At 63.0% G+C, this 23,949-nt stretch carries 11 protein-coding genes and 1 pseudogene; 6 read left to right on the forward strand and 6 right to left on the reverse strand.

Translation table 11 applies throughout. The features are described 5' to 3' along the window. The first annotated feature begins 30 nt into the window (after window positions 1–30). From RDV84_RS04520 to RDV84_RS04530, 3 genes are all read left to right on the forward strand, one after another. Complete coding sequence (locus RDV84_RS04520) at window positions 31–387, forward strand: hypothetical protein (RefSeq protein ID WP_057948719.1); 357 nt, start codon at window positions 31–33, stop codon at window positions 385–387. A gap of 9 nt (window positions 388–396) precedes the next feature. Then, window positions 397–642 (forward strand): hypothetical protein, encoded by a 246-nt coding sequence (locus RDV84_RS04525; RefSeq protein ID WP_057948720.1) that lies wholly within the window; start codon window positions 397–399, stop codon window positions 640–642. Window positions 643–1,113: 471 nt separating this feature from the next. Next, window positions 1,114–1,656, forward strand: coding sequence for a hypothetical protein (locus RDV84_RS04530; protein WP_139381727.1), 543 nt, complete (start codon window positions 1,114–1,116; stop codon window positions 1,654–1,656). Between the two features lie 1,133 nt (window positions 1,657–2,789). Here RDV84_RS04530 and RDV84_RS04535 read toward each other — a convergent pair. Then, window positions 2,790–3,167 carry an EF-hand domain-containing protein gene (locus RDV84_RS04535; protein WP_057948721.1) on the reverse strand — a complete coding sequence of 126 codons (378 nt, stop codon included), beginning with the start codon at window positions 3,165–3,167 and terminating at the stop codon, window positions 2,790–2,792. A 31-nt stretch (window positions 3,168–3,198) separates the two neighbouring features. Continuing rightward, the gene (locus RDV84_RS04540; protein WP_057948722.1) at window positions 3,199–3,633 is read right to left on the reverse strand and encodes a hypothetical protein; all 435 of its coding nucleotides are present in this window, start codon (window positions 3,631–3,633) and stop codon (window positions 3,199–3,201) included. A 711-nt stretch (window positions 3,634–4,344) separates the two neighbouring features. On the opposite strand from RDV84_RS04540, the gene RDV84_RS04545 reads away from it, so the two are divergent. Continuing rightward, entirely contained in the window at window positions 4,345–5,163 is an 819-nt protein-coding gene (locus tag RDV84_RS04545; RefSeq protein ID WP_309152619.1) for a hypothetical protein, read from the forward strand. Between the two features lie 125 nt (window positions 5,164–5,288). Here RDV84_RS04545 and RDV84_RS04550 read toward each other — a convergent pair whose 3' ends face one another. Further along, a complete protein-coding gene (locus tag RDV84_RS04550; RefSeq protein ID WP_309152620.1) occupies window positions 5,289–6,068 on the reverse strand; it encodes a GNAT family N-acetyltransferase in 780 nt (259 codons plus the stop codon). A 1,418-nt stretch (window positions 6,069–7,486) separates the two neighbouring features. On the opposite strand from RDV84_RS04550, the gene RDV84_RS04555 reads away from it, so the two are divergent. Then, the gene (locus RDV84_RS04555; RefSeq protein ID WP_158229740.1) at window positions 7,487–8,713 is read left to right on the forward strand and encodes a DUF4189 domain-containing protein; all 1,227 of its coding nucleotides are present in this window, start codon (window positions 7,487–7,489) and stop codon (window positions 8,711–8,713) included. A gap of 1,315 nt (window positions 8,714–10,028) precedes the next feature. Here the strand turns inward: RDV84_RS04555 and RDV84_RS04560 are convergent. Continuing rightward, entirely contained in the window at window positions 10,029–10,490 is a 462-nt protein-coding gene (locus RDV84_RS04560; RefSeq protein ID WP_057948726.1) for a fasciclin domain-containing protein, read from the reverse strand. 956 nt (window positions 10,491–11,446) lie between these two features. Continuing rightward, window positions 11,447–20,149 (reverse strand): glycoside hydrolase family 94 protein, encoded by an 8,703-nt coding sequence (locus tag RDV84_RS04565; protein WP_425606312.1) that lies wholly within the window; start codon window positions 20,147–20,149, stop codon window positions 11,447–11,449. A gap of 104 nt (window positions 20,150–20,253) precedes the next feature. Here RDV84_RS04565 and RDV84_RS04570 point away from each other — a divergent pair, with 104 nt between their 5' ends. Then, on the forward strand, window positions 20,254–20,571 hold the full coding sequence (locus RDV84_RS04570) for a YkgJ family cysteine cluster protein (protein ID WP_078995460.1): 318 nt from the start codon (window positions 20,254–20,256) through the stop codon (window positions 20,569–20,571). A 2,350-nt stretch (window positions 20,572–22,921) separates the two neighbouring features. On the opposite strand, the pseudogene RDV84_RS04575 reads toward RDV84_RS04570, so the two are convergent. After that, window positions 22,922–23,851 (reverse strand): annotated as a pseudogene (locus RDV84_RS04575) (SDR family oxidoreductase); the annotation flags it as partial. Window positions 23,852–23,949: the final 98 nt, after the last annotated feature.

Genomic DNA, 23,949 nt, shown 5'->3' on the forward strand with positions numbered 1-23,949 from the left:
CGAATCCCATCGTGTCGGGCGCCCGCGGCGATGAAAGCGCTGTCCCAGGCCACGCTAATCGAACTCGCCCACGCCGGCGCTGTGCGCGGTTATATCCTGCACGGCCGCACCGACGGCTACGTCCTGTCGGTGCAGTACGGCCTGCACGAGGCCGTCTTGACCGCCAAACGCGGCGGCGCCCGCCGCTTCGCCCGCATCGACACCGCCCTCGCCCTGCTGCGGACCCTGCGTGCGGCCGCGGTCGAGGTGCGCCTGGCCGACGCCGCGCCGCCCGCGCGCCCCTACCGCCGCGGGCGCCCCGCCGGCCTGGCCGCGCTGGACCGCCTGCACGCCGAGGCCGCTCCGCCCCCACCGCGCGCCAGGTCGCTCCGCGGCCCTCAGCCCTGAGCCGCCGTGATGTCCCTGTCGATCCGCCGCGCCAAGGCCCGCGCCGCCGCCCTGCTCGATGCCCTCGAAGTGGGTGAAACCTGGGACGTTTCCGACGCCGAGCGTGCCTTCAATTTCGACCGCCACTGGGCTGTGCTGGTGGCCCAGGCGCCGCGCGGGTTGCGCGGTCATCTGCTGGACCTGGGACGGCAGGCAAGGGACACCTCACCGACGTTCGGGCGACTCCTTCGTTCGATGGGGCTGCCCAATCGATGAACACCGCACTAACCATCGTCAGACGGCGCGAAGCTGCGACTCCGCGCGACGCGCCATCCCAGACGAATTAGACGTCGAAATGGAGTCACCGTTTTACGGCCCGCGGAATAGTTATGGAACCCCGGACGATTCAGTGCAAGGAAATACGATTGTCGGATAGGGAAATAGTACCCACTGCACTGTGAGCCTGACCTCGAAACAGGGCCATCGCCTGAAGATGTTGCGCGCGTGGAAGATTTTTACAGGCACCTGAAAAGCTTGACATGCCGGGCAAGTTATCACGCGTGCGCGACTACTATTCTCTTTTCTCGGAAGTATATGGATAGCGCCATAGATCTGAAGGCGCGTGTTTACCACCTTTTGATGTGATCGGAAGCCCTTCTTTGAATAAACGCGCGCTATATCATCACTATGCGCACAAAGATTGGCCAAGATGGCGCGCAACCTCAACCCCAAGGCCTGGAGATCAAAATGGATGATCGCTCCGTTTCGAATGACTCGATATTGGATTTTGCCCGGTTCGTTTCTACTGGCGCGATTGAAAAATATCGCGAGGAATACTCTGATTTCCCGAGAGGCGCAGAGGTCGAGGATGTTTTTGCAAAAGCACTCGTAGATCAATATCGCCGCGAAAAAGGCACGCTTTCAATTCCGGCCCAGATTCAGGCCGAAGTTTCTGATGCGACGCCTAATTCATCGACCGGTAAATCCGTGTTTCCTTTAGACTTCGACATAGACTTACCGTTAAAAACATCGTTGCATGTGAAGGTGACCAATCCTAGTGATGGTGAGTACGTCCTGACAGCTACCTTTACAGCTTTAAGCTATGAACCCGACAAGGTCGTAATTCGGTTCAAGGACGGGGTGCTATCGAGAACAGAGGATATTAAGGTAGGCCCTGTAAAGGTGCACACGAAGTTCACCCTCGACTTCTCCGATGGATTTCATGTTGTCATCGAAGGGCACGTAGAAACCTTTATTAATTTAGATTTCGGCCCGATCCGGTTGCCCTGAGATTAATGTCTAGGGAAATCCTCCGGCTACGCCGGAGGATTCTGGTATCAGTTTTGCGCCGAGCACGTTCACCGTCGATAACGCCGCTTACACCGCCTACCTTGCCGCGCATCGCGCGCGTGTGCGCGCTCGAAGTGCGCTTGGCCAAGGCCGCCCCTCCGCCGGCCGCGCCGCACGCCCGGCCGCCGCGCGATTCCTACCTGAGCCGCCCACATGCCCCTGCCGATCTGCCGCGCCAAGGCGCGCGCCGCCGCCCTACTCGACGCCCTCGAGTTCGGCGAGACCTGGGACGGAGTCGACGCCAAGCGCGTCTTCAACTTCGAGGGTCATTGGGCCGCGTTGGTTGTCCGTGCGCCGCGTCGGCTGCGCGCCCATCTGCAGCAGCTGGAACGGCAGCGCGGCATACCCCACCAACGTTCTCGCGGCTCCATCGCTCGCAGGGACTTCCCCGGGCTCGCTGAGCACGGCCCCTTAGTCATCAGGACGTGGGGGGACGGCGCCCCATGCGGCTGTAGGGCTCAACCTCGATCCGGTCTCGCTGATGTAGGGCGTTGACGCAGAGCCGTTCGTACTAACCGACTGACGAGCGTCTAACAAACCTGGGCGATTAAGCCTTGCCTGAAGATCAGGCGGCCAAGAAATCGTGGCATCCCCACGACGCTCTGGATCCCAGGTGCCAATTGAACGCCACGCACAACATGAAGCACTTATATCTTGAAGGCGCGCTTAGCTTGGCCTTGAGTGCTGCGCGCAGGCGAATCCTGCGCGCAGACACGAGTGCCGTTCCGCTATTGGTGTGAACATCAACCGTGGGCCTACGAAACCCTAGCGCCCCCAGTCGACCGATCATTTGACACCATCATAAAACGGCCGATTACAAAGGCCAACTGGTCGCAGCGATCAAGAACCCTCTAGTGCTTGGGGGGTTAGAAGCTGCCCCATAGCTGGCAGTCCAGTCGTCTCTTTCTTCCTGCGCCTTCTTGGTCCATTAGACTCCGCGATGATGACCGCCCATCCTCCGTATCGTGGTCCTAAGTCAACGGCGGGATCGGAGCAAGAGATGAGGTGGTCACTTACTTGATCTAATCGGACTCCCTTGTTAGAGCTATGCGCCGGGGACCGAGGCGAGTTGCTCAGTTCTTCGCGGCATCGGCTGTTTGCGCAGCGACCATTGCTTGCTGCATTTCTTTCAGCGACAGAAATCCATCACCATCGGTGTCCAGACCCGCGAAGTACTTTGCAATCTCAGGCACCACCTTCGCCTCATCCTCGTTTATTTTTCCGTCTTTATCCTTGTCCATTTCTTTGAACGCAGCGTCGATAGAATCTGCCTGCTTGCTGAAGCGCGCCTGCTGGTACTTCGCGTACTCGGGCTTGTCGATAAGGCCATCACCGTTACTGTCCATCGCAACGAAGGTGAAATCGATATAGGCCTTTTTAGGGTCGGAACTGACGGCGAGAGCCAGCAGCGGCGCGGCGCACAGGGCAACCAGAATAATCTTCTTGTTCATGGGATGAGTTTCCCTAAATGAGCTGGCTAGGTCAGCGGCAGTTGTAGGTATAGCCGTCCGAACCGCGATAGGTGTCGTTGCGGCGGTCGTAATTCCCGTAGCGGCTTGCGCAGTAGTCGGCACGCTCGCGGTTTTCGCGTTCCCGTTTGGCTGAGGCGGCGATCACGCCTGCCACCACGGCGATGCCTACCGCGCCCGCCGCGACTTTCTTGGCATCATCCCGCTCGCGGCGCTCCCGCTCGCGACGTTCCCACTCATCCTGCTTCGCCGCTTCGGCGATCACGCCCGCGGTTACGGCAACACCTACTACAGCCGCCGCAGCGCGCCTGGCGTCCTCATCCTCATCGCGTTGACGTTCCCAGTACCCGTCCTGTCCTTGAGCACATACGCCGCCCGCGTACGCCATCAGCATCAGCAATAGCGCCGATGCACACAGCAGGGCCATGCGCCCTGTCTTCAGAATCATTGTTCCGCTCCTACGCGTCCAGTGGTTGGTGGCTGAAGTACACCATGCGGACATTGCGCGAACCTGTAGTTATCAGTGCGTTTTTGTATGGCATTCAGCAAACTAATGCCTCCACTGTGTCCAATCGTGGGGCACGGCATGCGGGCAGGGAGCCGAAGCTAACGCCGATTAATCCGCTACAGACAAAGGCAACCACCCTCTCGCACGGCGTGCTATCACGTCAGCACTTCCATCACGCCGAAGCGGCCGAATAGACCAGCATGCTTTGCGGCTGCGGTGATCATGAACAATAGTTCTGAGAGGTGGGCGGCACAAAACTCAGCGTGCATCTTATGTTCACGGGGATACCGCAGAACCGGGATTTATCACTATCAACGCTTGACCAGCCTCAACTGGATCGAACACGACGCCCTGCTTAACAATGCTTGCCTCTACGCAATGTATGGGTGGTCGCGACCCCATACCATTACACGGTGGCGGTTAAACCGGTAAGTACGCCACTCCAAAAAACACGCCGGACGCCAGTTGTCATGCTTAGGACGGCTTGGGCGTCGCGGTAAGTCGTCGGAGCCGGCCATGCCAAAAAAGAATCCGAAGCCCCTGCCTGATCGGTCACTGCGCCGCCGCATCGCACGGCGTGCGAGCTTGAGCCTAGAAACACCGATGTTCGTATCGTCAGTGCGCCGTGGCCGGCCGCACCCACGAGGAAGGATGAATCAGGCTATGCATCCGGCCAAGTCGTTCGAACGATCCGGTCTAGATCTTGCAAGCACCAGCGTGTCGCACCGATCAGGTTCCCCGGCTACCTATCCCACACTTCACATCCATTCTTCCCCCACAGTCGCTGGCCAAGGCGTCTTCGATCTCGCGCGGGATCGAACTTGCCGCACCACCGACTATCAAGGCGATCGCATGAAGCACATCTGCGGCTTACTTCTGGCTCTTTGCGGCGCCATCCCTTCGCCGGCCGCCTCGACGCCCCTCCTGCCCATCAATCAACTTAACGTAGCGGAGATTGAGAATATTGAGCGTTTCCTACTGGCTACCGACACGGCACGCGATAGCAATCCCTTGATCGACAACAAGCCGCTCGCTCCAGCGACCAGCATCGGAATCTTTTCGTTCGCCGAATCGCTTCAATCCAATCACGGCACAGAGGCAGCAAATGAGTTTGTGTCGCCGACTTGGGGCCAAGCCGCATTGATCGCTCTATGGACCGTCATGTCTTGCCTGCTTCTCTGGCTCAGCCAACAAGTACTGGCAGACCTGGGCGGATTGATCGTGAATCGGCTCATCAGCCAGAACGGACGAATTTCCTTGCTCTTGTTCGCCTCCTGGCTAATTTCTGCCGCCGCCGCGCTGTCCGCCGTGGCCGGCTGCCTTCTGCTTATCCTTGTAGAATTCACCACGCCATCGATGTCGTTGTTTAACCTCTCCGGAACCTTGCCCGCTGTAGTCATCATCGGAGTCTATGTACGGGCAGCGCTGCTGGCGATTCTGCATCCGATGAGCCGCGTCTATCGCCTGTAGCCGGCCAACGCAAACCTTGTCGGCACCGCCTCTGCGCGTTTTGGCCGGTCTGCAATACATTTTTGACGCGAGACCACCGTCGCCGACTTGATCGAGCCGATGTCGCAGCCGGCTCATCGGCCTGATCAGCGGAAATAGCGGCCATGGCGGATTTGAGTCATGGGACTCCTGGAATCAATAGCCAAGACATGGGGCCTAGCGACGATCGCGAACTTCTCGCTCAGATATGAAGGCAGCCCCTTTTGTGTTGATGCCACGGTGAATCTTTGAACGCCGCGTAGCGTAAGGCTCTGCATCGCGGCGTTGAGCAACGCGCGACCGATACCCTGACGCTGCCACGCCGGATGCGTTGCCATCGCATATAGACCGGCCCGATCGCCGTCGCGAACGAACACCGCGCAGGACAGCAATTTGCCGAAGCGCTCGAATACCCACGGCTCGACCCCCTCCTCCGCCGCGAGCGTTGGAGGAAATGCCGAATCACACGATGCCGAATTCAGCACGAACGAAGCAGCAATTAGTGGCGCTAGCGCGGGCCACTCTTCATATGAAGCGATGCGCACCTCAGTTGCCAATGGATGTTTAACGGGCGTAGCGCGGCGCTCCATAAGAGGCAGCCTTCCGGTCGAAAAGATCTTAATCTTAGCTAGGTAGCCCAGCACATCCACCGCGTCTTCTTCAACGACAACCAGGACCCTGATCGACGGGGCGAGAACGATATCCATGATTTGCGATAGCTCGTCGGGCGTGGCGCCCGAGCGAAGCACGACGAAGTTGAGCCCCAAATCGGGCTCGCCACACAGAGCGATCGCGCCATGAGCGAAGCGACGACAGTCGGAACGATGAGCGCGCCTCAACAACTGAGTGATGTCGTTCCCGAGTTCGATCAAATGTCCGGCACTCATGGTCGCACTTCTTCGTCGCGACGGGGCGCGGAGGATACGCCGCACTGTATGAAACGAAGCTTGTATGAACATTGCGGCGGAAAAGGGCTCTCGCCGTAGATAGAAGATGGTACTCGCGCATCTCACCCCGCTAGCCTACGCAAGCATCAACGCGACTACGCCGAAGGAGCTGTGTTTCCACGACGTTCTCATCGCTGCAGCAAGTACTCCTTGAGAGCGTCGTAGTCGCCCGATTGCCGAACAAAAGGGACGAAACGAAGGGGCCGAGTCGCACGATGCAGGCTACCGCCCTGCCAGCACGGGGTGGATTTTGGCGGGGTCGAGCCACAGGAATCGGCAATGCCCGTGGCCGACGAGGTCGGCGGCGACAACAGCCGCCACGTTAGCCACCCCGCATTCGCCGAGCCGGCGACCGGCGGCCAGAGTCGGAAGTAGCGTCTCCCAAACCGCCGAGTGTCGGGACCCGCGACGATGAAAGCGCTGTCCCAGGCCATCCTGATCGAACTGCCGGCGCCGTGCGCGGCTACATCTTGCCTAGCCGCTTCGACGGCTACATTCTGTGGGTGCAGTGAGCCCTGCGCGATGCCGTGCTGACCGCCGAGCGCAGCAGCGTTCGTCGTCGCTTCGCCCGAATCGACACCGCCCTCGCCTTGCTGCGGACCCTGCGCGCGGCCGCGGTTGAGGTGCGCCTGGCCGACGCCGCGCCCCTACCGCCGCGACCGCCCCGCCGGCCTGGCCGCGCTGGACCGCCTGCACGCGGAGGCTGCCCCGCCGCCACCGGCCGCGACGCGCGCCCGGTCGCCCCGCGGCCCCCAGCCCCCAGCCCTGAGCTCGCCGCGATGCCGCTCTCGGTCCGCCGCGCCAAAGCGCGCGCCGCCGCTCTACTTACGTCGTCGAGGTCGGAGACCTGGGACGCCCACGACGCCGAGCGCGCGTTCAAATTCGAGCGCCACTGGGCCGCGCTGGTGGCCCGGGCGCCGCCAGGGTTGCATGCTCAGCTGCTGCAGGTGGAACGGGACGCGCGGGACACCTCGCCAACGTTCGCGCGTCTCCATCTCTTGATGGAATTACCCCGGATTCGCTGAGCAATGCCTCCGAGCTATCGCCAAATGCGGCGAAGCCGCGGTCTAGGTGGCGGCGCAGCGATGGGCGATCTATCCGCCGCTACTATGAGCCGAGCAGGTCACGCAGTTGAAGCCTAAGCACAGAGGGCTGCGCGGATAGCAGACGTTCTGTATATTCGCCATATTTCCTACCTCCAGCTAAGAAGGTAAGAGCGCCTACCCAGAGTGGCACGGGCGTGTTATCGCATCACTTATGCCGTAGTTCATGGCGAGATGCATGCGATTTTCTTGACGATGCAATCAGGAAAATCGCTCGTGACCATAAATGGAACTATCCCACCCAAAGGCCTTCCCATGAACTCGATGAGAAAAATCCTTCTGCCGGCCTTGCTCTTTCTAGGCTGGAGCGTCCAGGCGAGCGCGCAATGCTCGGTGTCCGGCGGCCAACAACAGCAGCAGTGCATGCAGAATTTCGTGCAGAACGTGGTCGTCCCCTATCAGCAAGCAATGCAAGCCACGGCGCAGAATCAGCCGTTACCGCCTCCGGACAGTCCGATGGAATTGATGCAGGCCAAGGCCGGCGCCCAAGCGCGCAAGGGTTGGGGCGCTGTCGCAGCGTCGCCGGGACTGGCGCAGGTTGGCCTCGCCGGCGATCTTGGGAATCAACGCAAAGCCGAAAGCGCGGCCCTGAAGCAGTGCGCCGATCAGGGTGGGCAAGGCTGCACGCTGATGGCGAGCGCGAACAACGCCTGCATCGCGCTGGCATTCAATGCCGACACGCAGTTCGCCAGCGCGGTGGGCCAAGACGAGATCGCCGCCAGTCGCGGCGCGCTGAGCGGTTGCAATGCCAAAAGCCCTGACAAGATCTGCAATCTGCGCGGCGAGCCGCTGTGCTCGGGCGTCGCGGGCGGCTTGCTTCAAACCGGCGGCATGAGCACGCAGCAGCGTACGCATTTGTTCGAAATTGCTGGCGATGATCGACAGTACTTCGGCGCGCTGGCCGGCAACGGTAAGATCGTGTATTCGGCGGCGAATGCACTGTCGCAGGCCGATGCAGAGAAATCCGCAAAAGAGCGCTGCACCGGGCCGGCGTGCAAACTGATCGCCGCGCACAGCAACAGCTGTCTGGTGGCGGCGTGGCCGAAGAAAGGCGGCGCGCCGTTCGTGGCTGAAAGCCCCTATCCGGAAGCAGCGCGGGTGGACGCGCTGACCCAGTGTGCCGCGGCGAACGGCGCCGGTTGCTTGGTGTCGTCGCCAAATTGCTCCGGGCGTGCATATTTCGACTACGACTATGCGCGCATCCACGCCGGCGCAAAGGCCGATAGTTCGCGCAGTCGTCAAGCCGGCGCGGCGCTGCTCGAAGCTTGGGTTGGCCGTACCGAGGCCGAGTTCCGCGCCCATTGGGGCTCCCCGTCAGCCACCACCGACATTATGCAGGGCGAATCGCGACTGACCTACGAGAAGGGTTATCGCAGCAAGAGCGGCGTGGAGCATTCCTGCAAGGTGGCCGTCTTTACCCGTGCGTATAAGGTTTTTTCTTACCTCACCGAAGGCGACGTTTGCGCGGACGTCGTGCGTTAACGGTCGCAGTCTAAGCGCCACAGTGCGACTCCAATCATTGCGCCCTACACACGGCCCTTCAGCGATGGGCATGTCCGCATCCTGAGGCCGCAATGTTGCGGCCACGTCCGTCGACGCGCGCTTGGCCTACACCGGGCCGTCCCGCGGCCCTACCGCCGCGGTCGTCCCACCGGCCTGGCCGAGCTGGACCGGTCCCCAAGGCCACAACGCCCCCGCCGGCCGCGCTCGATGCCCAGTCACCGCGCATCCCACACGCCTGAGCCGTCCGCATGCCCCCTCTCGATCCGCCGCGCCAAGGCGCGCACCGGCGCCCTGCTCGACGTCCTCGAGGTCGGTGAGACCTTGGACGCCCACGACGCCGAGCGCGCGTCCAACTTCGAGCGCCATTGGGCCGTGCTAGTCGCGCGCGTACCGCGCGGGCTGCGCTCCCATCTGCTGGACCTGATACGGCATGCAAGGAGACCTCACCGACGTTCGCGCGGATTAATCATTCGGTGGGACTGCTCTATAACCGCTGAACCCAGCGCCGCCACTGCTGGACTTAGTGCGGCGGACGCCCTGTGATTGCGGATCTCGATCTACATCGGGTCTTTCTGATGCATGCTGCTTACATAAAGCGGCATGCACAAAAAAAGGGGGCGGCGGCGGCCCACAGCAGTTTGTGCGATTCGGTGCTCTACCAGCCGTACACGATCAGTGCAACGAGGAGTATGCACCCCGTAATGGCTGTGGCCCAGTAGGAGAAGATCATCGACCTCCGATTGTCGTTGCAATAGCCCGACCCGGCGCCATTCAAGCTAAGCCGGAAGCTTCGGTCTCGTAAATACAACATGGCCACCCTCGCCGCCCTGTATCCAGATCCATTCCCTAAGCTTTCGTTGAAGTGTTTCAGCTGGGCCGGGTGATTGTCCTGCATCATCCGCCAGAATCGAAATTGAATCACTGATTCAGCGGAAAGAGCCAGGACAAAGCCTACCAATGAAATTACTGTAATAGCATTCATTTGGCACTATTCTCCGCCTCAAACTCGCGTTAACAGCGCTATCGCCACGGAGTGGCCGACGCAGGCAAATCGGGCTGACAAGATTCTACAGAAGGCCAACCCTCGTTCTCCGCTACTTGCTCGGCGGCCTCCGCTTGAGCGACTCGCGCTTCGGCGTCGGTGCGCGCGCCTCCTTCTAGCGGCTGGATGAAGTGCGTCTTCATGAGCGTTGCCACCGAAGATGCAACCAATATGGACTGTTTCGGCCCACCGGCTTTTTTGTAAACCAGGCTCGCGTGGCGGCGACAATGATGTCGTCGCCACTCCGCGCACCTAGATCGATGCGTTGGACTTGGAGTCCGGGATATTGACCTTGTCGATACCATGGAGGATGCCGTTAGTCGAATCCATATCCTGCATGGTGATGTTGGCGCCGTCGATCGTCACCTTCCCGCCATCTCGACTGATGGGGGCCTCCTGGCCATGGGCTGTCCGCGCCGTCGACCACTTGCCCAGTTCCGACGAAGTACGGCGTCCCCTGATTACGTGGTAGTTGATGATGTCCGCCAGTTCCGCTTGGTTATCCGGCTGATACAACTCGTCCAGCCTACCGACCGGCAGCTTGTCGAATGCCGCATCGGTGGGAGCGAGGACGGTGTGGGGGCCAACTCCACTCAACACTTCCTTCAATCCGGCCTTGTCGACGGCCTGCAGGAAGATGTTGAAGGTACCGTTGGTAGCGGCTGTATCCGCAAGATTGAGCGCCGGGCGGCTGGAGTCTTGATTCGCGTTCATGAGAATTTCCTAAGCTGGACCTGCTGGTGCAAATCCGAGATGGCCGTAGCCAATAGCCCCTGATTGCCAGAGGCGCGAGCTCAATGCGGAGACTGGGTGAAAGCGCGACGCGGCTTGAGTAGCCATTGCGGCATTGCACCGCAGCTCTATGACTATCCTCTTATTGGAGTTAGGTGAGCGTGACGACCGCATTGCAAGCCGAGCCCGCCCAAACGGTGGCTGTCAGCGCCGCCGCAAGACGGCTCGCCGCTGAACTGCTGAAAGCGTGCAGATCCCCCAGAGCTCAAGCACATCTGGAACAAAGCCGAGAAGCATGGTCAGAGCGAAGTCTAAATGTGGTGACTCACGAAGTTCGCAGTCGCAAGATTGGTATGCACCGCGCAGCCAAACCGGCGGCAAGAACTATGGCCCCATCAACTTTTCCACCAAAATCGTTGCCCCAGCATTCCTGCTCGTAAAGCGGAAACACATGCATTCGAAACGCCTGTGCACAGCCCCATATACTGGCGGCAAATGCCACCGCGGCTCTTAAATTGCGCAAATTTCCGGGCACTCGATGCGACGAGACGATCGTACACAGGTCTTAGGTAGCCACCATCATTTGGCATCGATAGGCTAAACGCTGAGTCGCAGTAGAGTCCTACTGCGGTCTTAGGCTTGTCGTTCGTGCTCTGTGCTTATTGATCATTGAGCGCACGCACCTGATGTCTATAGCAAGCACGGCGGCACTCGTTCGTTGCACTCGGCGTTCCTCCTGAGTACGCCGTTAGCCAGAAGCATCGCGTCTAGACGGTGCAAGACATGCACGCGGTCACCATCGTCGGCCTGCGTCAGGATGTCCATGGCTAAAGCATGAAACTGAGGCCAGAACTGCACGCGATGCCGCGCGTTCTCGAGCCAGTGCGGCAGCATCCGCGCCAGACGATCAAGCCTTGCGTCCAGTTGCGCCGTCGTCATCACGCCGGCGCGCCCGGCCAATGCGCCTCGACCCGATGGACGCCGCCATCGTCGACCAGCGCGAATTCGAACCCCGGCTGTTCCACGCCGTCCAGGGTCAAGCTCTTGTTTGCCGCCCCGTCCTGACGCACCAGGATCGAATACAAGCTGGCGCCGTAGCGGTATAGCATCCGGTACTCGGGCCAATCGGCGGGCAGACAGGGCCGCAGGCGCAGGCGGCCGCCGCTGCGCTGCAGGCCGAGCAACGATTCGGTCAGCAAACGGTACATCCAGCCCGCCGAGCCGGTGTACCAGGTCCAGCCGCCGCGCCCTACATGCGGCGCCACGGCGTATACGTCGGCGGCCAGTACATAGGGCTCCACCTTGTAGCGCGCGGTGTCCTCGGCATTCAACGCATGACCGATGGGATTGATCATGCGCGCCAGTTCCCAGGCGCGCGCGGTGTCGCCCTGCTCGGCGAAGGCCATCGCCGCCCACACCGCGGCATGCGTGTACTGCCCGCCGTTCTCGCGCACGCCGGGCACGTAGCCGCGGATGTAGCCGGGATTCTGGTCGAGGCGGTCGAACGGCGGATCGAGCAGTTGCACCAGGCCCGCATCGCGCCGAACCAGATGGCGGTCGAGCGAGTCCATCGCCTGCCAGGCCCGCGCCGGATTGGCCGCGCCGGACAGCACCGACCAGCTCTGCGAGATCGAGTCGATCCGGCACTCGCCGTTCGCCGACGAGCCCAATGGGGTCCCGTCGTCGAACCAAGCGCGGCGGTACCACTGCCCGTCCCAGGCATGGGCTTCGATGTTCTCGCGCAGGCGCTGCGCATGGGTTCGGCAGTATTGCGCGAAGTCGTCGTCGCCGCGCGAGCGCGCCACTTCGCCGAAACGCTGCAAGACATCGAACAGGAAGAAACCCAGCCAGACGCTTTCGCCGCGCCCGGCGTGGCCGACCCGATTCATGCCGTCGTTCCAGTCGCCAGTGCCGATCAGCGGCAGTCCGCGTTCGCCCAGCAGGTCGCAGCCGCGCCGCACCGCCAGCGCGCAATGCTCGTAGAACGATTGCCGCAGATAGGACGCGACCGGCAAGTCGTAATACGACTCTTCGTCCGGATTGACCGGGCGCCCCTCGATGAAGCCCACCCCCTCGTCCAGCACGCCGGCATCGCCAGTCGCTTCCAAGTAGCGGCAGGCCGCCATCGGCAACCACAGATAATCGTCGGAACAGCGCGTGCGCACACCGCGGCCCTGCGGCGGATGCCACCAGTGCAGCACGTCGCCGTGCGGGAACTGATGCGCCGCGCATAGCAGCAGATGTTCGCGGCTCAAAGCCGCAGCGGCATGCACCGCCGCCATGCTGTCCTGCAACTGGTCGCGGAAGCCGAAGGCGCCACCGGACTGGTAATAGCCGCTACGCGCCAGGTAACGGCAGGCCAGGGTCTGATACAGCAACCAGCCGTTGGCCAGCACATCGACGCTTGGATCCGGCGTTTTCACCTGCACGGCCGAGAGCAGGCCGTGCCAGTGGATGCGCACGGCATCGAGCGCATCGTGCGCGTGCAGCGTGCCGCGCACCCTGCCCGCCAGTTCCGTTGCTTCGGCGTAGCTTCTGCCCGCGCCGAGGCGGAACACAGTTTCACCCTGCTCGCCATCGGCCAGGGCGATCGGCACCTGAATCGCCGCGCACGGGTCCAGTCCGGCGCCCAGACGGCCCGACAGGCGTTCGCGGCGCAGGGCCGCAGGATCGCCGAGGCTGCCGTTGCGCCCGAGGAATTCGGTGCGGTCGGCGGTATAGCTGTAACCGTCGGCGTCGGTGTCGAAGAAGGCGACGCAGCCGTTGAACTCGGTATTGTAGGGATTGCGCGCGGTCAGCACCCCGCTGTCCACGTGCAGCTCGCTGACCACATGCAACTGGGATTTCGCCCTCAGGTCGCCCAGCACCCATTCCACGTAGGCGACCGCCGACAGCCGCCGCGCGCGCCCGGACAGGTTGCGTAGCTTGAGCACCGAGTACTTCACCGCATCCTCGACCGCGACATACACCCACAGCTCGCTGGCGATGCCGTCTTCGACGTGCTCGTAAACGGTGTAGCCGAAACCGTGGCGGGTGCGGTAGCTGCCGCGGCCCCGGCACGGCAGCGGCATCGGCGACCACGTCCGGCCGGTGTCTTCGTCGCGCAGGTAAAACGCCTCGCCGCCGACGTCGGCGACCGGGTCGTTGTGCCAGGGCGTGAGCCGGAACTCGTGCGCGTTCTCGAACCAGGTGTAGCCCGGCGAACTCTCGCTGACCACGGTGCCGAGCTTGGCGTTGGCCAGCACATTCGACCAGGGCGCCGGCGTTGGCGCGCCCTCGCGCGAGACGATCACATACTCGCGGCCATCGGCGGAGAAGGCGCCGATACCGTTGTCGAACACGAATTCGTCGGCAACCGCGCCGAACGGCCACGCATCGTCTTCGTCGCGATCCTCGCGCGGCGGCGGCAGGCCGCACATCGCCGTCGCGTCCTGTGGGTCCGGCGCCGCCTCGGCTTCGCCGGCGAACGCCAGCGCAGGCGGGACCTGCTCAGTCGGCACATGGCGGCCGATCTGCGCGGCCAAGGTGCCGCGCTGGTCGCTGACGATCACCCGCGCCACCGATTGCAACAGCATGCGGTCTTCCTGCGAGATCTGCTGCGCCGGCCGCACGAAGATGCCGCCGGGTCGTTCGAGGATGTTGGCCTCCGGATCGGCTGAGACCATGCCCAAGATCTGGTCCTGCAGCTGCTGCCGGTAACCGGCGGTGCTCTCGTTCCAGATCACCAGATCGGCGCGCAGCCCCTTGAGCCGCCAGTACGCATGCGCCTGCACCATCTGCCGCACCAGTTCGATATTGTCGGCATCGGCGATCTGCAGCAGCACGATCGGCAGGTCGCCGGAGATCGCATGCCCCCACAGGCCCGACTGGCTGCGCTGGTTCTGCAACAGCACGCCGGGATCGGCGCGCAGCAAGGGATTGGCGTACACGATCAAGCCCGCCAGACGCTCGTACAACTGGGCATCGGCCTGGGACGCGTTGATCTGACGGCGGACTACCTGGCTGTGGGTCCAGGCCAGGTCGAATACGCGGTCGGCCAGGCGGCGGTCGCGGTATTTGTCGACCAGTTCCTCGCAGGCGGCGCGGTCCGCGGCCACGCCCTGGATGATGTCGATCATCGCGGTCTGTCCCGGCGCCAGTTCAATCCGGCAGCGGATCGCGACGATCGGGTCCAGCACCGAACCTTCAGTGTCCGACAAGGCTTCGTCGAGGGTCAGCGCGCGCGGCGCGCGCGGGGTATTGCCGCGGCCGAGGAAGCGCGCGCGGTCGGTTTCGTAGGAGATCGCGCCAATCTCGGCATCATGAACGGCGACCAGATGGAACATCCACGGTGGCGTCTCGTCGTGCGAGCGCGGCCGCCGCGTGCACAGTAGCGCCTGCTTTTGCCGCAGGATCTGCGATTGCACGAACAGATTGCTGAAGGCCGGATGCAATTCGTCGGCGATGGCCGGCGCCAATACGACTTCGGCGTAGGTGGTGATTTCGATGGTGCGCGCATGCCGGCTGCGGTTGGTCAGGCGAAGCCGGCGCAACTCGATGTCGTCCTCGGCCGATATCGCGATTTCCATATGGCTGTCGTAGCCGCGCTTGCGTCCACGGAACTCGGCCTTAGCGTCGGAGAAGATCGCCTCGTAGTGCTCCACCGGCACGCAGGTGGGCTGCAGTGCGGCTGACCAGAACTCGCCGCTGGCGACATCGCGCAAATAACAGAAGCTGCCCCAGTGGTCGCGGGTCGCGTCTTCGCGCCAGCGCGTCACCGCCATCTCCTGGTGCCGGCTGTAGCCGCCGCCGGCGCTGGTCAACAGGCCGTGGTAGCGCCCGTTGGACAGCAGTTGCACCGACGGTCGCGCGGCGCTGGGGTTGCGCAGGATGCGCAGCTGGGTTTCGGTCTCGGCGCTGGCGGTGCGCGCGCCCGTGCTTTCGGATTCGTGCGGATGGAACACGCCGGTATGCGGGATGCGCTCCTGCAATAGCAGCAGCGTGGCCTGGAACTCGGCATCAGCGACGAAACGCCGCTGCATGGGTTGCTGGCGCAGCAGATGATCCAGCGCCAGCAGCCCCATGCCCTGGTGATGGGCCATGAACGAGCGCACCACTACGCAGTCCTGGCCGGGCGGCACCCGCGTGGCGGTGTAGTCGATGGCCTCGTACAGGCCGTATTCTCCGGCGAAACCCGCTTCCGTCAGCCGTTGCAGGTTCTGGCAAGCGGCTTCCGGCGCCACCATCAACGCCAGCATGCTGGCGTAGGGCGCGATCACCAGGTCCTGGTCGAGCCCGCGCTTGAGCCCCAGCCCGGGGATGCCGAACGCGCGGTACTGATAGTTCATGCGCACATCGACGGCGTTGTAGCCCGATTCGGATACGCCCCACGGCACCGCGCGCTCGGCACCGTGGGCGATTTGCGCGTCCACCACGTGGCGCGAAGTCTGGTCGAGCAGCGTGTCCGGATAGCTGGGCATCACCAGCTGCGGCATCAGGTACTCAAACATCGAACCACTCCACGACAACAGCGCAACGTCGCCGTTGACCTCGGTCAGTAGCCGGCCCAACGCGAACCAGCTCTCCTGCGGGAGCTGGCCCTGGGCGATGGCGACGAAGTTGCACAGCCGCACTTCCGAGGCCAGCAGATCGTAATAACCGGCGTCCAGGCGGTGTTCGTCAACGTTGTAGCCGATCGACAGCAGCCGGCGCGGGCGGTCGTACAGGAACTCGTACTCCATCAGCGAGAACTGCCCGGCCACGTGCGCGAGGCGTTCAAGCCGCTCGATGCGTTCGCGTGCCCTGGCCTGCACCTGCGCGCTGGCGGGCCGCGTCGCGAGTTCGCGCAGCGTGGGGATCGGTGGCTCGGCGCCGTCGGCACCCTCGGCTCGCGCGTCCGAATCGGGCGCGAAGAACTGCAGTTCGGCGAGCGCGGACCGACAGGCGTCGACCAGCGCGACCGCCCAGCGGCCGTCGTCGGCGGACGAGGCCTGCGGCCATGCCGCCGACACCGCGTCGGCGCGTTCGGTCAGTTTCCGCAAGACTCGCCCCGCATCGCGCACACTGCCAGGCGATTGCGCCGATGCCGGCTCGAGCGCGGCGCGAAATTCGCTCACCGCTTCGTCCAGGGCGTCGTCGACGCGGCTGGCGCCGCGGCGGACTTCTTCGAGCACGCCCAAGGTGTCGGCCAAACCCGCGAACGTGCTCGGCGCTAGCACCGGCGCGTCGATGAGGCCGAGCAGGCCCTGGCGCAAGGTCAGCAGATGCCCAGCGAGGTTGCCGCTGTCGACCGTCGAAATGTAGCGTGGCGGCAGCGGCTGCAAGGTCTCGGTGTCGTACCAGTTGTGGAAATGCCCGCGATGGCGCGCCAGCTGGTCCAGGGTGGTGAAGGTCGTGTGGGTGCGTTCCATCACCGCATCCGTCTGCGCGTAGCCGAAATCGTGCGCCGACAGATTGGCCAGCAGCGACAGGCCGATGTTGGTCGGTGAAGTGCGCCGCGCCACCACCAGGCTGGGGTGTTCCTGCACGTTGTCCGGCGGCAGCCAGTGGTCCTGCGCACTCACGTGGACTTCGAAGAAATTCCAGGTGCGGCGCGCCAGCCGGCCGAGGAAGGCCAATTGCGCGGCGGACAGATCCGCGTCACGCTGCGCCGGCGGCCGACCGAGCCACGCCATCAGCGCCGGCGAGACCAGCCACAGGCCCAGCAAGCCTGCCGCAACCCACAGCGACTGCGGCCGCAGCGCGGCCAACAGCGCCGCCACCGCCAGCGCGAACACCGGCGCGGCCCACATGCTGCGCAGTTCGGCGTCGGCAACCCGGCCCAGGCTGCGCTCGACTTCGCTGGAAGGATTCCATTGCAACAGATGGCGGCGACTGACCGTCAACCGCCACAGCGTGCGCGAGATCGCGCCCAGGCTGAGAACGGCTTCGTAAGGCAGGCAGGCCAAGCCGACCGCGGCGCGTTGCAATTGGCGCACGGCGGCTTTGCCAACCCGTACCGCATGCGTTTCCAGCGGCACGTCCGGTGGCACCGCCAACACATCGCGCAGCGCCGGCAGCAGCACCGGCAGGAACCACAGGCACAGCAGCCAGGCGGTCCAGGCCAGCGGATTGGGCGATGCCAACCAGCCGATCAGCAGCAAGGCGGTCGCCGCCGGCGGCACCAGGCTGCGGCGCAGGTTGTCCAGCAGCTTGCCGCGCGAGAGCCAAGTCAGCGGATTGCGTTCGTAGCCGCCTTGCGCGCGCGGCACCCACGGCAGCAGCCAGGGCACCAATTGCCAGTCGCCGCGTATCCAGCGGTAGCGCCGCTTGGCATCGGCGGCGTAGCGCGAGGGATAGTCCTCGAACAGGCGCACGTCGCTGGCCAGCCCAGCGCGGGCATAGCAGCCTTCCAACAGGTCGTGGCTGAGGATGCGGTTGTCCGGAAGCCGGTCCGCCAGCGCCGCTTCGAACGCATCCACGTCGTAGATGCCCTTGCCGACGAAGGAGCCTTCGCCGAACAGGTCCTGATACACGTCCGATACGGTGCGAGTGTATGGATCGATGCCCGGCTCGTTGCCGAACATGCGCGCGTACCGGGTCGCGCGGCGCTCGCTCTGGATGGTGCCGACGCTGGGCTGCAGGATGCCGTAGCCGCGCACCACCCGGCCCTGGCCGCCGTCCAGGTGCGGGCGGTTGAGCGGATGCGCCATGGTGCCGATGAAGGCGCGCGCGGCGTCGTGTGGCAAGCGGGTGTCGCTGTCCAGGGTGATGACGTAGCGCACCTGCCGCAGCGGCGCGGTGTCGCCGACCACGCGCGCGAACTCGTCGTGGCGGCCGCTGCGTAGCAGCCGGTTCAGCGTCGACAGCTTGCCGCGCTTGCGCTCGTGGCCCATCCAGCAGCCTTCGCGCGGGTTCCACTGGCGCGCGCGATGGAACAGGAAGAACAGGCCGCCGCTGTCGGGGGCATAGCGCGCGTTCAGCGCTTCAATCTGTTGCGCGGCGCGCGCCAGCAGCGCGTCGTCGCTCGGCAGTTCCTGGCGGTCGGCATCGAGGAAATCGCTCAGCAGCGCGAAGTGGATGTGGCGGTCGCGATTGGCCAGGAAGCGGACTTCCAGGCCTTCGACCAAGCTGTCCACGCCCTGCGCGCTGCCGAACATGCACGGCACCGCCACCAGGGTGCGCGAATGCTCCGGAACGCCCTTGGAGAAATCCATGCGCGGCAAGGGCCGCGGCGCCACCAGCAAGGTTGCGGCCCAGTTGACCAGGGCGATGCCGAGCTCGCTGAACACGATCGCCGCGAGGATCGCCAGCAACCACACAGGTACGACAGTCGCTGCATACTGTGACAGCACGCCCCAGGCGAACAAGCCGGCGATCGCGGCGATCGGTATCAGATAGACCGGTAGCGGAATTCTCGCCGGACGCCAGCACAAGCTCGGCCGGGGCCGCCCCGCAGCGACGGCGACCTGGGCCCGAGTCCGCGCCAATCCCTCGTCGACCAGGTAGTGGCCCACGTGCCCTAGATTGTCGTCGGCCGCCCTTGCCTGCGCGCCCGTTTGCGCCAGCTGCAGCACGATGTCGGCCACCTGCTGTTCGCTGACGCCGCCCAGCCGCGCCAGCTTTTCCACCACGTGGCGGTAGCTGTCGCGGGTGCCGAAGTCCATGCGCGCGTAAGTGCCGGCCGGATCCTCGCGCAGGCGGCGCTCGATCCAACTACTGTCTTCGACGAACTCGCGCCAATCCATCTTGGCCAGGAAGCGCAGACTGCCGATGCTATTGCTGATGGACACCTGGTCCGCCGCCTGCTGCTGGCTTTCCAGATGCACCAAGGCCTCGATGCTGTAGCCGCCATCGGCGACCCATTGCTCCAGCCACGCGACCGGCATCGATAGCATCGAGCCGCGCGCTTGCAAGCCGCGGGTGAGTTCGGACACGAACGCGCCGGTCAACGGCGGCTGCGAACGCGCCATGTCGGCGACGATCAGAACGACGTCCTTGGGGCTTTCCGCAGCGGTCTTGTCGAGCAGGCCCACCCACTCCCGCGCCAGCCGGTGATCGGCGCCATCGCGCATCACCCGCACCGCCATGCGGCGCAAATTCTCGATCAACGACAGCCTGAGCATGATCGGGATTGCCCATAGCTCGCCTAGTTTCAAAGGCGCGACCGATTGATAGGCGGCGACGAAGCGGCCGAGTGTTTCGCCATCGACGCGGCCGTCGCCGTGCGCGATGGCTTCGAGCGAGAGATCGTAGACGCGAGGTAGTCCGACCGACGTGCCCTGGCTCAGGCATGGTAGTTGGCGGCTATAGCCCTTGGGCAAATGCCGGCGCGCAGTGCGAATTTGCTCTTCGATCAGGTAGTAATTGTCCAGAAGCCATTCGGCGGCTGGCGTGACGCGCATATCGTCGCGGACCATCCGCGTAAGTAACAAGTAGGCGTCATCCAATAGACCCGCGTTCTCCCCCAGCCGGGCCAGCAGCCGCTCTGGTCCGGCACGGGCGCGCAGCTGATGCTGGCGCGCCAACGCCTCGCCATGCCGTTCCATCTGTTCGACGCTGAACAGCTGCGACCGCAGCGGCCCTTCGACTTGCACCGCGGCGTGGACGGCGACGCGGCGCCAGCGCCACCAGCGCGTGCGCAGGCGCAACCAGCGGCTGAGTATCGTCCAAAGCTGAGGCATCGCAGACCAAGATCAGCGGCGAGCCATCGCCGGGAACTCATACTCGCAGCTGCTAGGCTACCGCCAAGTGAAATCTCTCTTACCCTCGCAACATGGATTAGGCGCTGAACACCCCAACCACCTCGAAGAAATCATTGTGCGCAAGTTGCGATGCAGTCTGCTGCCGATTGACTGTAGTCGTCCAACCTGAGGATCGGATACCGGATCATCTAACGACGCATACGTCCAGTGGACTTACGGTCATGGCACGAGACGAAGAAGGTTGGTGCGTCGCCATCGACCCGGCACGCATGTGTTGTGCTATCTATGACGCCCGCCCCGAAGTGTGTCGTCGCTTCGCCATGTCGGGGCCTTGTTGCCGAGAGGTGCGTGAAGACTATCGAGAGCGCACTGTTAGTGGCATTCCGTTGAAATTGTATTAGCCAATTCCGGGAACCCCGTTTGCGTTGATGCGTCGTAGAGCATCGCGACTAACGCCCACCCGCGGCAGGCAGCCCACATTTATAGCTCAACAAAAGAGCTAAGCCCTGGATCGCCGACGCTGAGATCGTTCCGACCAAGTCAGCTTGACCGATGGCACCAAAGGCTGAGGCTCCGTATTCGCCGCCAGCGCTTTCAGTCGAATCACTGTGTATTGGCCGTCACCGAGCAAGTCAAAGCGCCCCGGCGGGTTTCTGAGAATGGCGTCTCGATCGAGAAATGCCTCGCGCCCCGCCTGTGGCGGCCGCGATACGCTGCACAGTGCCGGTGACAACCGAAGTCTACTGGTTCCGTTTCTGTTCCAGGGGTGTCCTGGCACCAAGCGACTAACCATCGCCGTGTCCAGTTGTACGACCACCTCTTTCCCATCGACCGACTCACATCGCCCAATGGCGATGTCAAAGTTCTGCTGCATGAGTACCTCAGTGAGCCACAGGGTTGAGCTTGCCATGCCATCTGGCTTGTTGCATCAGCTTACGTAGTCGAGCTTCGATCATTGGAAGCCAAAAAAATTCACGGCGAATCACGCAATGAATAGACAGAAATTCTCTACCCAAGGATCGTTCAACTGCTTCGCTAAACGGAGACAGTGATCGATCCACACGCCGGTATCCACATTCGTGCAATGCGTCCGGCACGATCATCTGGACGCCTGTTCGTTCGACAGGGTGAACAGGAACCAATAGATATACCACTCCATCGAGCCTCGCCCCGCGTAGCAGGGTCACGAGTATGCGCTATAGCGCATTTAACCAGCCGCATTACGAAAAAATAAATAGCTGGCATTCACCATAGAAGGGGCGTACGGTGTAACCCCTATTGATAGGGCGACCAACTCTACGAGGGTGTTGGTAACCGCTCGTCAGCTGACTGAAGCGCCATATCGCGTATCACGGCTCAGCAGCGCAAGCTTGTGCATCCATCCACTCATCGGGGCTTACTTCATGCACGCGCTTCCCTGCGCCACCAGCCGCGGCGGCCTAGCCTACTGGGCAACACACTACCAAGACGCCCCATTCTTCCGTCACGACTTGCTCTTCAGCGAATTCGCGCCTGCGTTGTACCTGGGTATCTTCGGCCATATCACTTCCCCGGAAATCTCTTTCGAGGACCTGCTTCCCAAGCTTCGCGCTAGGTATGCTGACATACGAGGGAACTCTTCCCTGTCATGGGACGGCGCGATTCCGATCGTATGGATAGCGTGGGAACGCGCAAGCCGAAGGCAGCAAACAGGCCTCCACTAAATTACACACGATCACCGCTACCGCAGAGTGTTAACCCCCGCCCTCCCGTCCTGGCTGCATAGATCCCTTAAGGCATCACATGATCCTGCAACGCAATGCAACCGCTCGGGCGGGTACAGCAACATGGGGGACTCGAGGTCGCAGGCGATGAAGATTCACTTCCACTCTTGGCTGATCAAAGCCATGACGTCGGATGACAGGCCATGTTATCTGCAATGCTTACATGGCGCCCCTCGCGGCGCGCCCTATGCGGCCAATGAATCTTTCCTTGATGGAGAGTTACGCATCCTTTCGCCCCTTGGGAACACTCTCGTGGTGCAGTCCGCGGGGGTATACCGCAACCCGATCTCAGGGCAACGCTATACATCCAGTGATCCCGAAGCTCCCTGAGGCATTTGCGCTTCAGATCTTACTCTGCTGACGTGTGCAGAATGAGGCGCAGGGCGGGGGCTGCCCGGTGTAACCCCGCCAAGCAATGTTCATGGATAGACCCCGCGTGCGGCCCCTCCAAGTCGTTCGAACTTGCCCTCAATTTGAGGTAATGCATGAACACCGCTCTGGTCGATTCACTTCCACGGGAGCGATGCGCAGGCGGCGCGGTAAAGCGAACGCAGTTCCAATCCGCGCGAAGCGACATAGGTTGCAGGACTTGGCGCAAGCATTGCCTCTCGGAACCCGTACAGAACTGTTCACACATGGACGGCGGCTTAACCCCCGCAGCGTATCCCGCGGACGACGTCGGCGAGAGTTCAACCATAGGCTGGGACGATGTTTTAATTCGCGCGGTATCCCGCGACCGAGCATTACAGGCGACTTCGGCTCACGGGCGCCGAAAAGCCGGGTGCGGGCCAAATCTCGGGACATAACATGCGACTATACGCTGCCTGAGAGGGCGGCTCTCCGTGCAATAGTGCTGAACAGCGCTGACTACTTCGTAGAATTCCACGTCATATCCGAATCTCGTGCAAAAATGCGACGCACGCCGCGGTCGTCGACGTAACACTGCGCGCATCTCTAGCGGCGGCGTTATCCATGTCCGCGCGCCGTCACCCCGATGTCCTCCCGTGACCGGCAAGACGATGCCGTTGACATACGACGACATCAACGCGGACGCGAGGAAGACATAGGCAGGCGAAATCTCCTCGGGCTGGGCCGGACGTCCCATGTCGCTGTCCTGGCCGAATGTGGCGACTTCTTCGGCCGGGCGGTCGGCGGGATTGAGCGGCGTCCACACCGGACCCGGCGCGACTGCGTTCACCCGAATGCCGCGCGGCAGCAACTGGCTGGCGAGCGCTTGGGTGAACGCATGGATCGCGCCCTTGGTGGCCGAATAGTCGAGCAAGCGCTCATTGCCGAAGAGGCCGGTTTCGGAGCCGGTGTTGATGATGGCGCCGCCGCGCGGCAAGTGCGCTAGCGCGGCGCGCGCCATGTAGAAGTAACCGGCGATGTTGGTTTGCAAGGTCTCCTGCAAATGCGCATCGGTCAGATCTTCAAGCGCATCGCTGTGTTGCTGGAACGCGGCGTTGTTGACCAGGATGTCGAGCCGGCCGAAGGCATTGACGACCTGCGCGACCGCATCCGCGCAGAACCGCGAATCGCGTACATCGCCGCTGATGGCCAGGCTCCGCCGGCCTTCGTCCTAAATGCAGGCGCGGGTGTCGTGTGCGTCCTGGTGTTCGCTCAGGTAGACGATCGCCACGTCCGCGCCTTCGCGCGCGTACAGCACCGCGACCGCGCGGCCGATGCCCGAGTCGCCGCCCGTCACCAGAGCGACCTTCCCATCGAGCTTGCCGCTGCCGCGATAGTCGCGCGAGAGGAATTCCGGCGCGGGCTCGAGCAGGTGCTCGTGGCCAGGCTTGGATTGATGCTGCTTGGGCAGCGGGTTTTCGGGATGTTGCCGAGGCCCGGCCTGGACCGGCGCCCTCTTGCCCGAGCTCGCCGCCTTCCTGGCGTCCTTGCGCTCCACGTCGGCCTGAATGGCCTACTGCCGCTGCGAAGTGGTACTGGCCTGGACGAGGTGATCCGATGCACCGCCTTTGGAACGGGTAGGTTTCTTGGCCATCGTCGATCGCTCCC

The organism is Lysobacter yananisis, from assembly GCF_031199375.1.
Classification (GTDB): domain Bacteria; phylum Pseudomonadota; class Gammaproteobacteria; order Xanthomonadales; family Xanthomonadaceae; genus Lysobacter; species Lysobacter yananisis.

Bases quoted from the DNA above. Each gene is read 5' to 3' on its own strand.
- RDV84_RS04550 (WP_309152620.1), bottom strand. From the start codon at position 6,068: ATGAGTGCCGGACATTTGATCGAACTCGGGAACGACATCACTCAGTTG.
- RDV84_RS04520 (WP_057948719.1), top strand. From the start codon at position 31: ATGAAAGCGCTGTCCCAGGCCACGCTAATCGAACTCGCCCACGCCGGC.
- RDV84_RS04555 (WP_158229740.1), top strand. From the start codon at position 7,487: ATGAACTCGATGAGAAAAATCCTTCTGCCGGCCTTGCTCTTTCTAGGC.
- RDV84_RS04530 (WP_139381727.1), top strand. From the start codon at position 1,114: ATGGATGATCGCTCCGTTTCGAATGACTCGATATTGGATTTTGCCCGG.
- RDV84_RS04545 (WP_309152619.1), top strand. From the start codon at position 4,345: ATGAATCAGGCTATGCATCCGGCCAAGTCGTTCGAACGATCCGGTCTA.
- RDV84_RS04565 (WP_425606312.1), bottom strand. From the start codon at position 20,149: ATGCCTCAGCTTTGGACGATACTCAGCCGCTGGTTGCGCCTGCGCACG.
- RDV84_RS04560 (WP_057948726.1), bottom strand. From the start codon at position 10,490: ATGAACGCGAATCAAGACTCCAGCCGCCCGGCGCTCAATCTTGCGGAT.
- RDV84_RS04540 (WP_057948722.1), bottom strand. From the start codon at position 3,633: ATGATTCTGAAGACAGGGCGCATGGCCCTGCTGTGTGCATCGGCGCTA.
- RDV84_RS04535 (WP_057948721.1), bottom strand. From the start codon at position 3,167: ATGAACAAGAAGATTATTCTGGTTGCCCTGTGCGCCGCGCCGCTGCTG.
- RDV84_RS04525 (WP_057948720.1), top strand. From the start codon at position 397: ATGTCCCTGTCGATCCGCCGCGCCAAGGCCCGCGCCGCCGCCCTGCTC.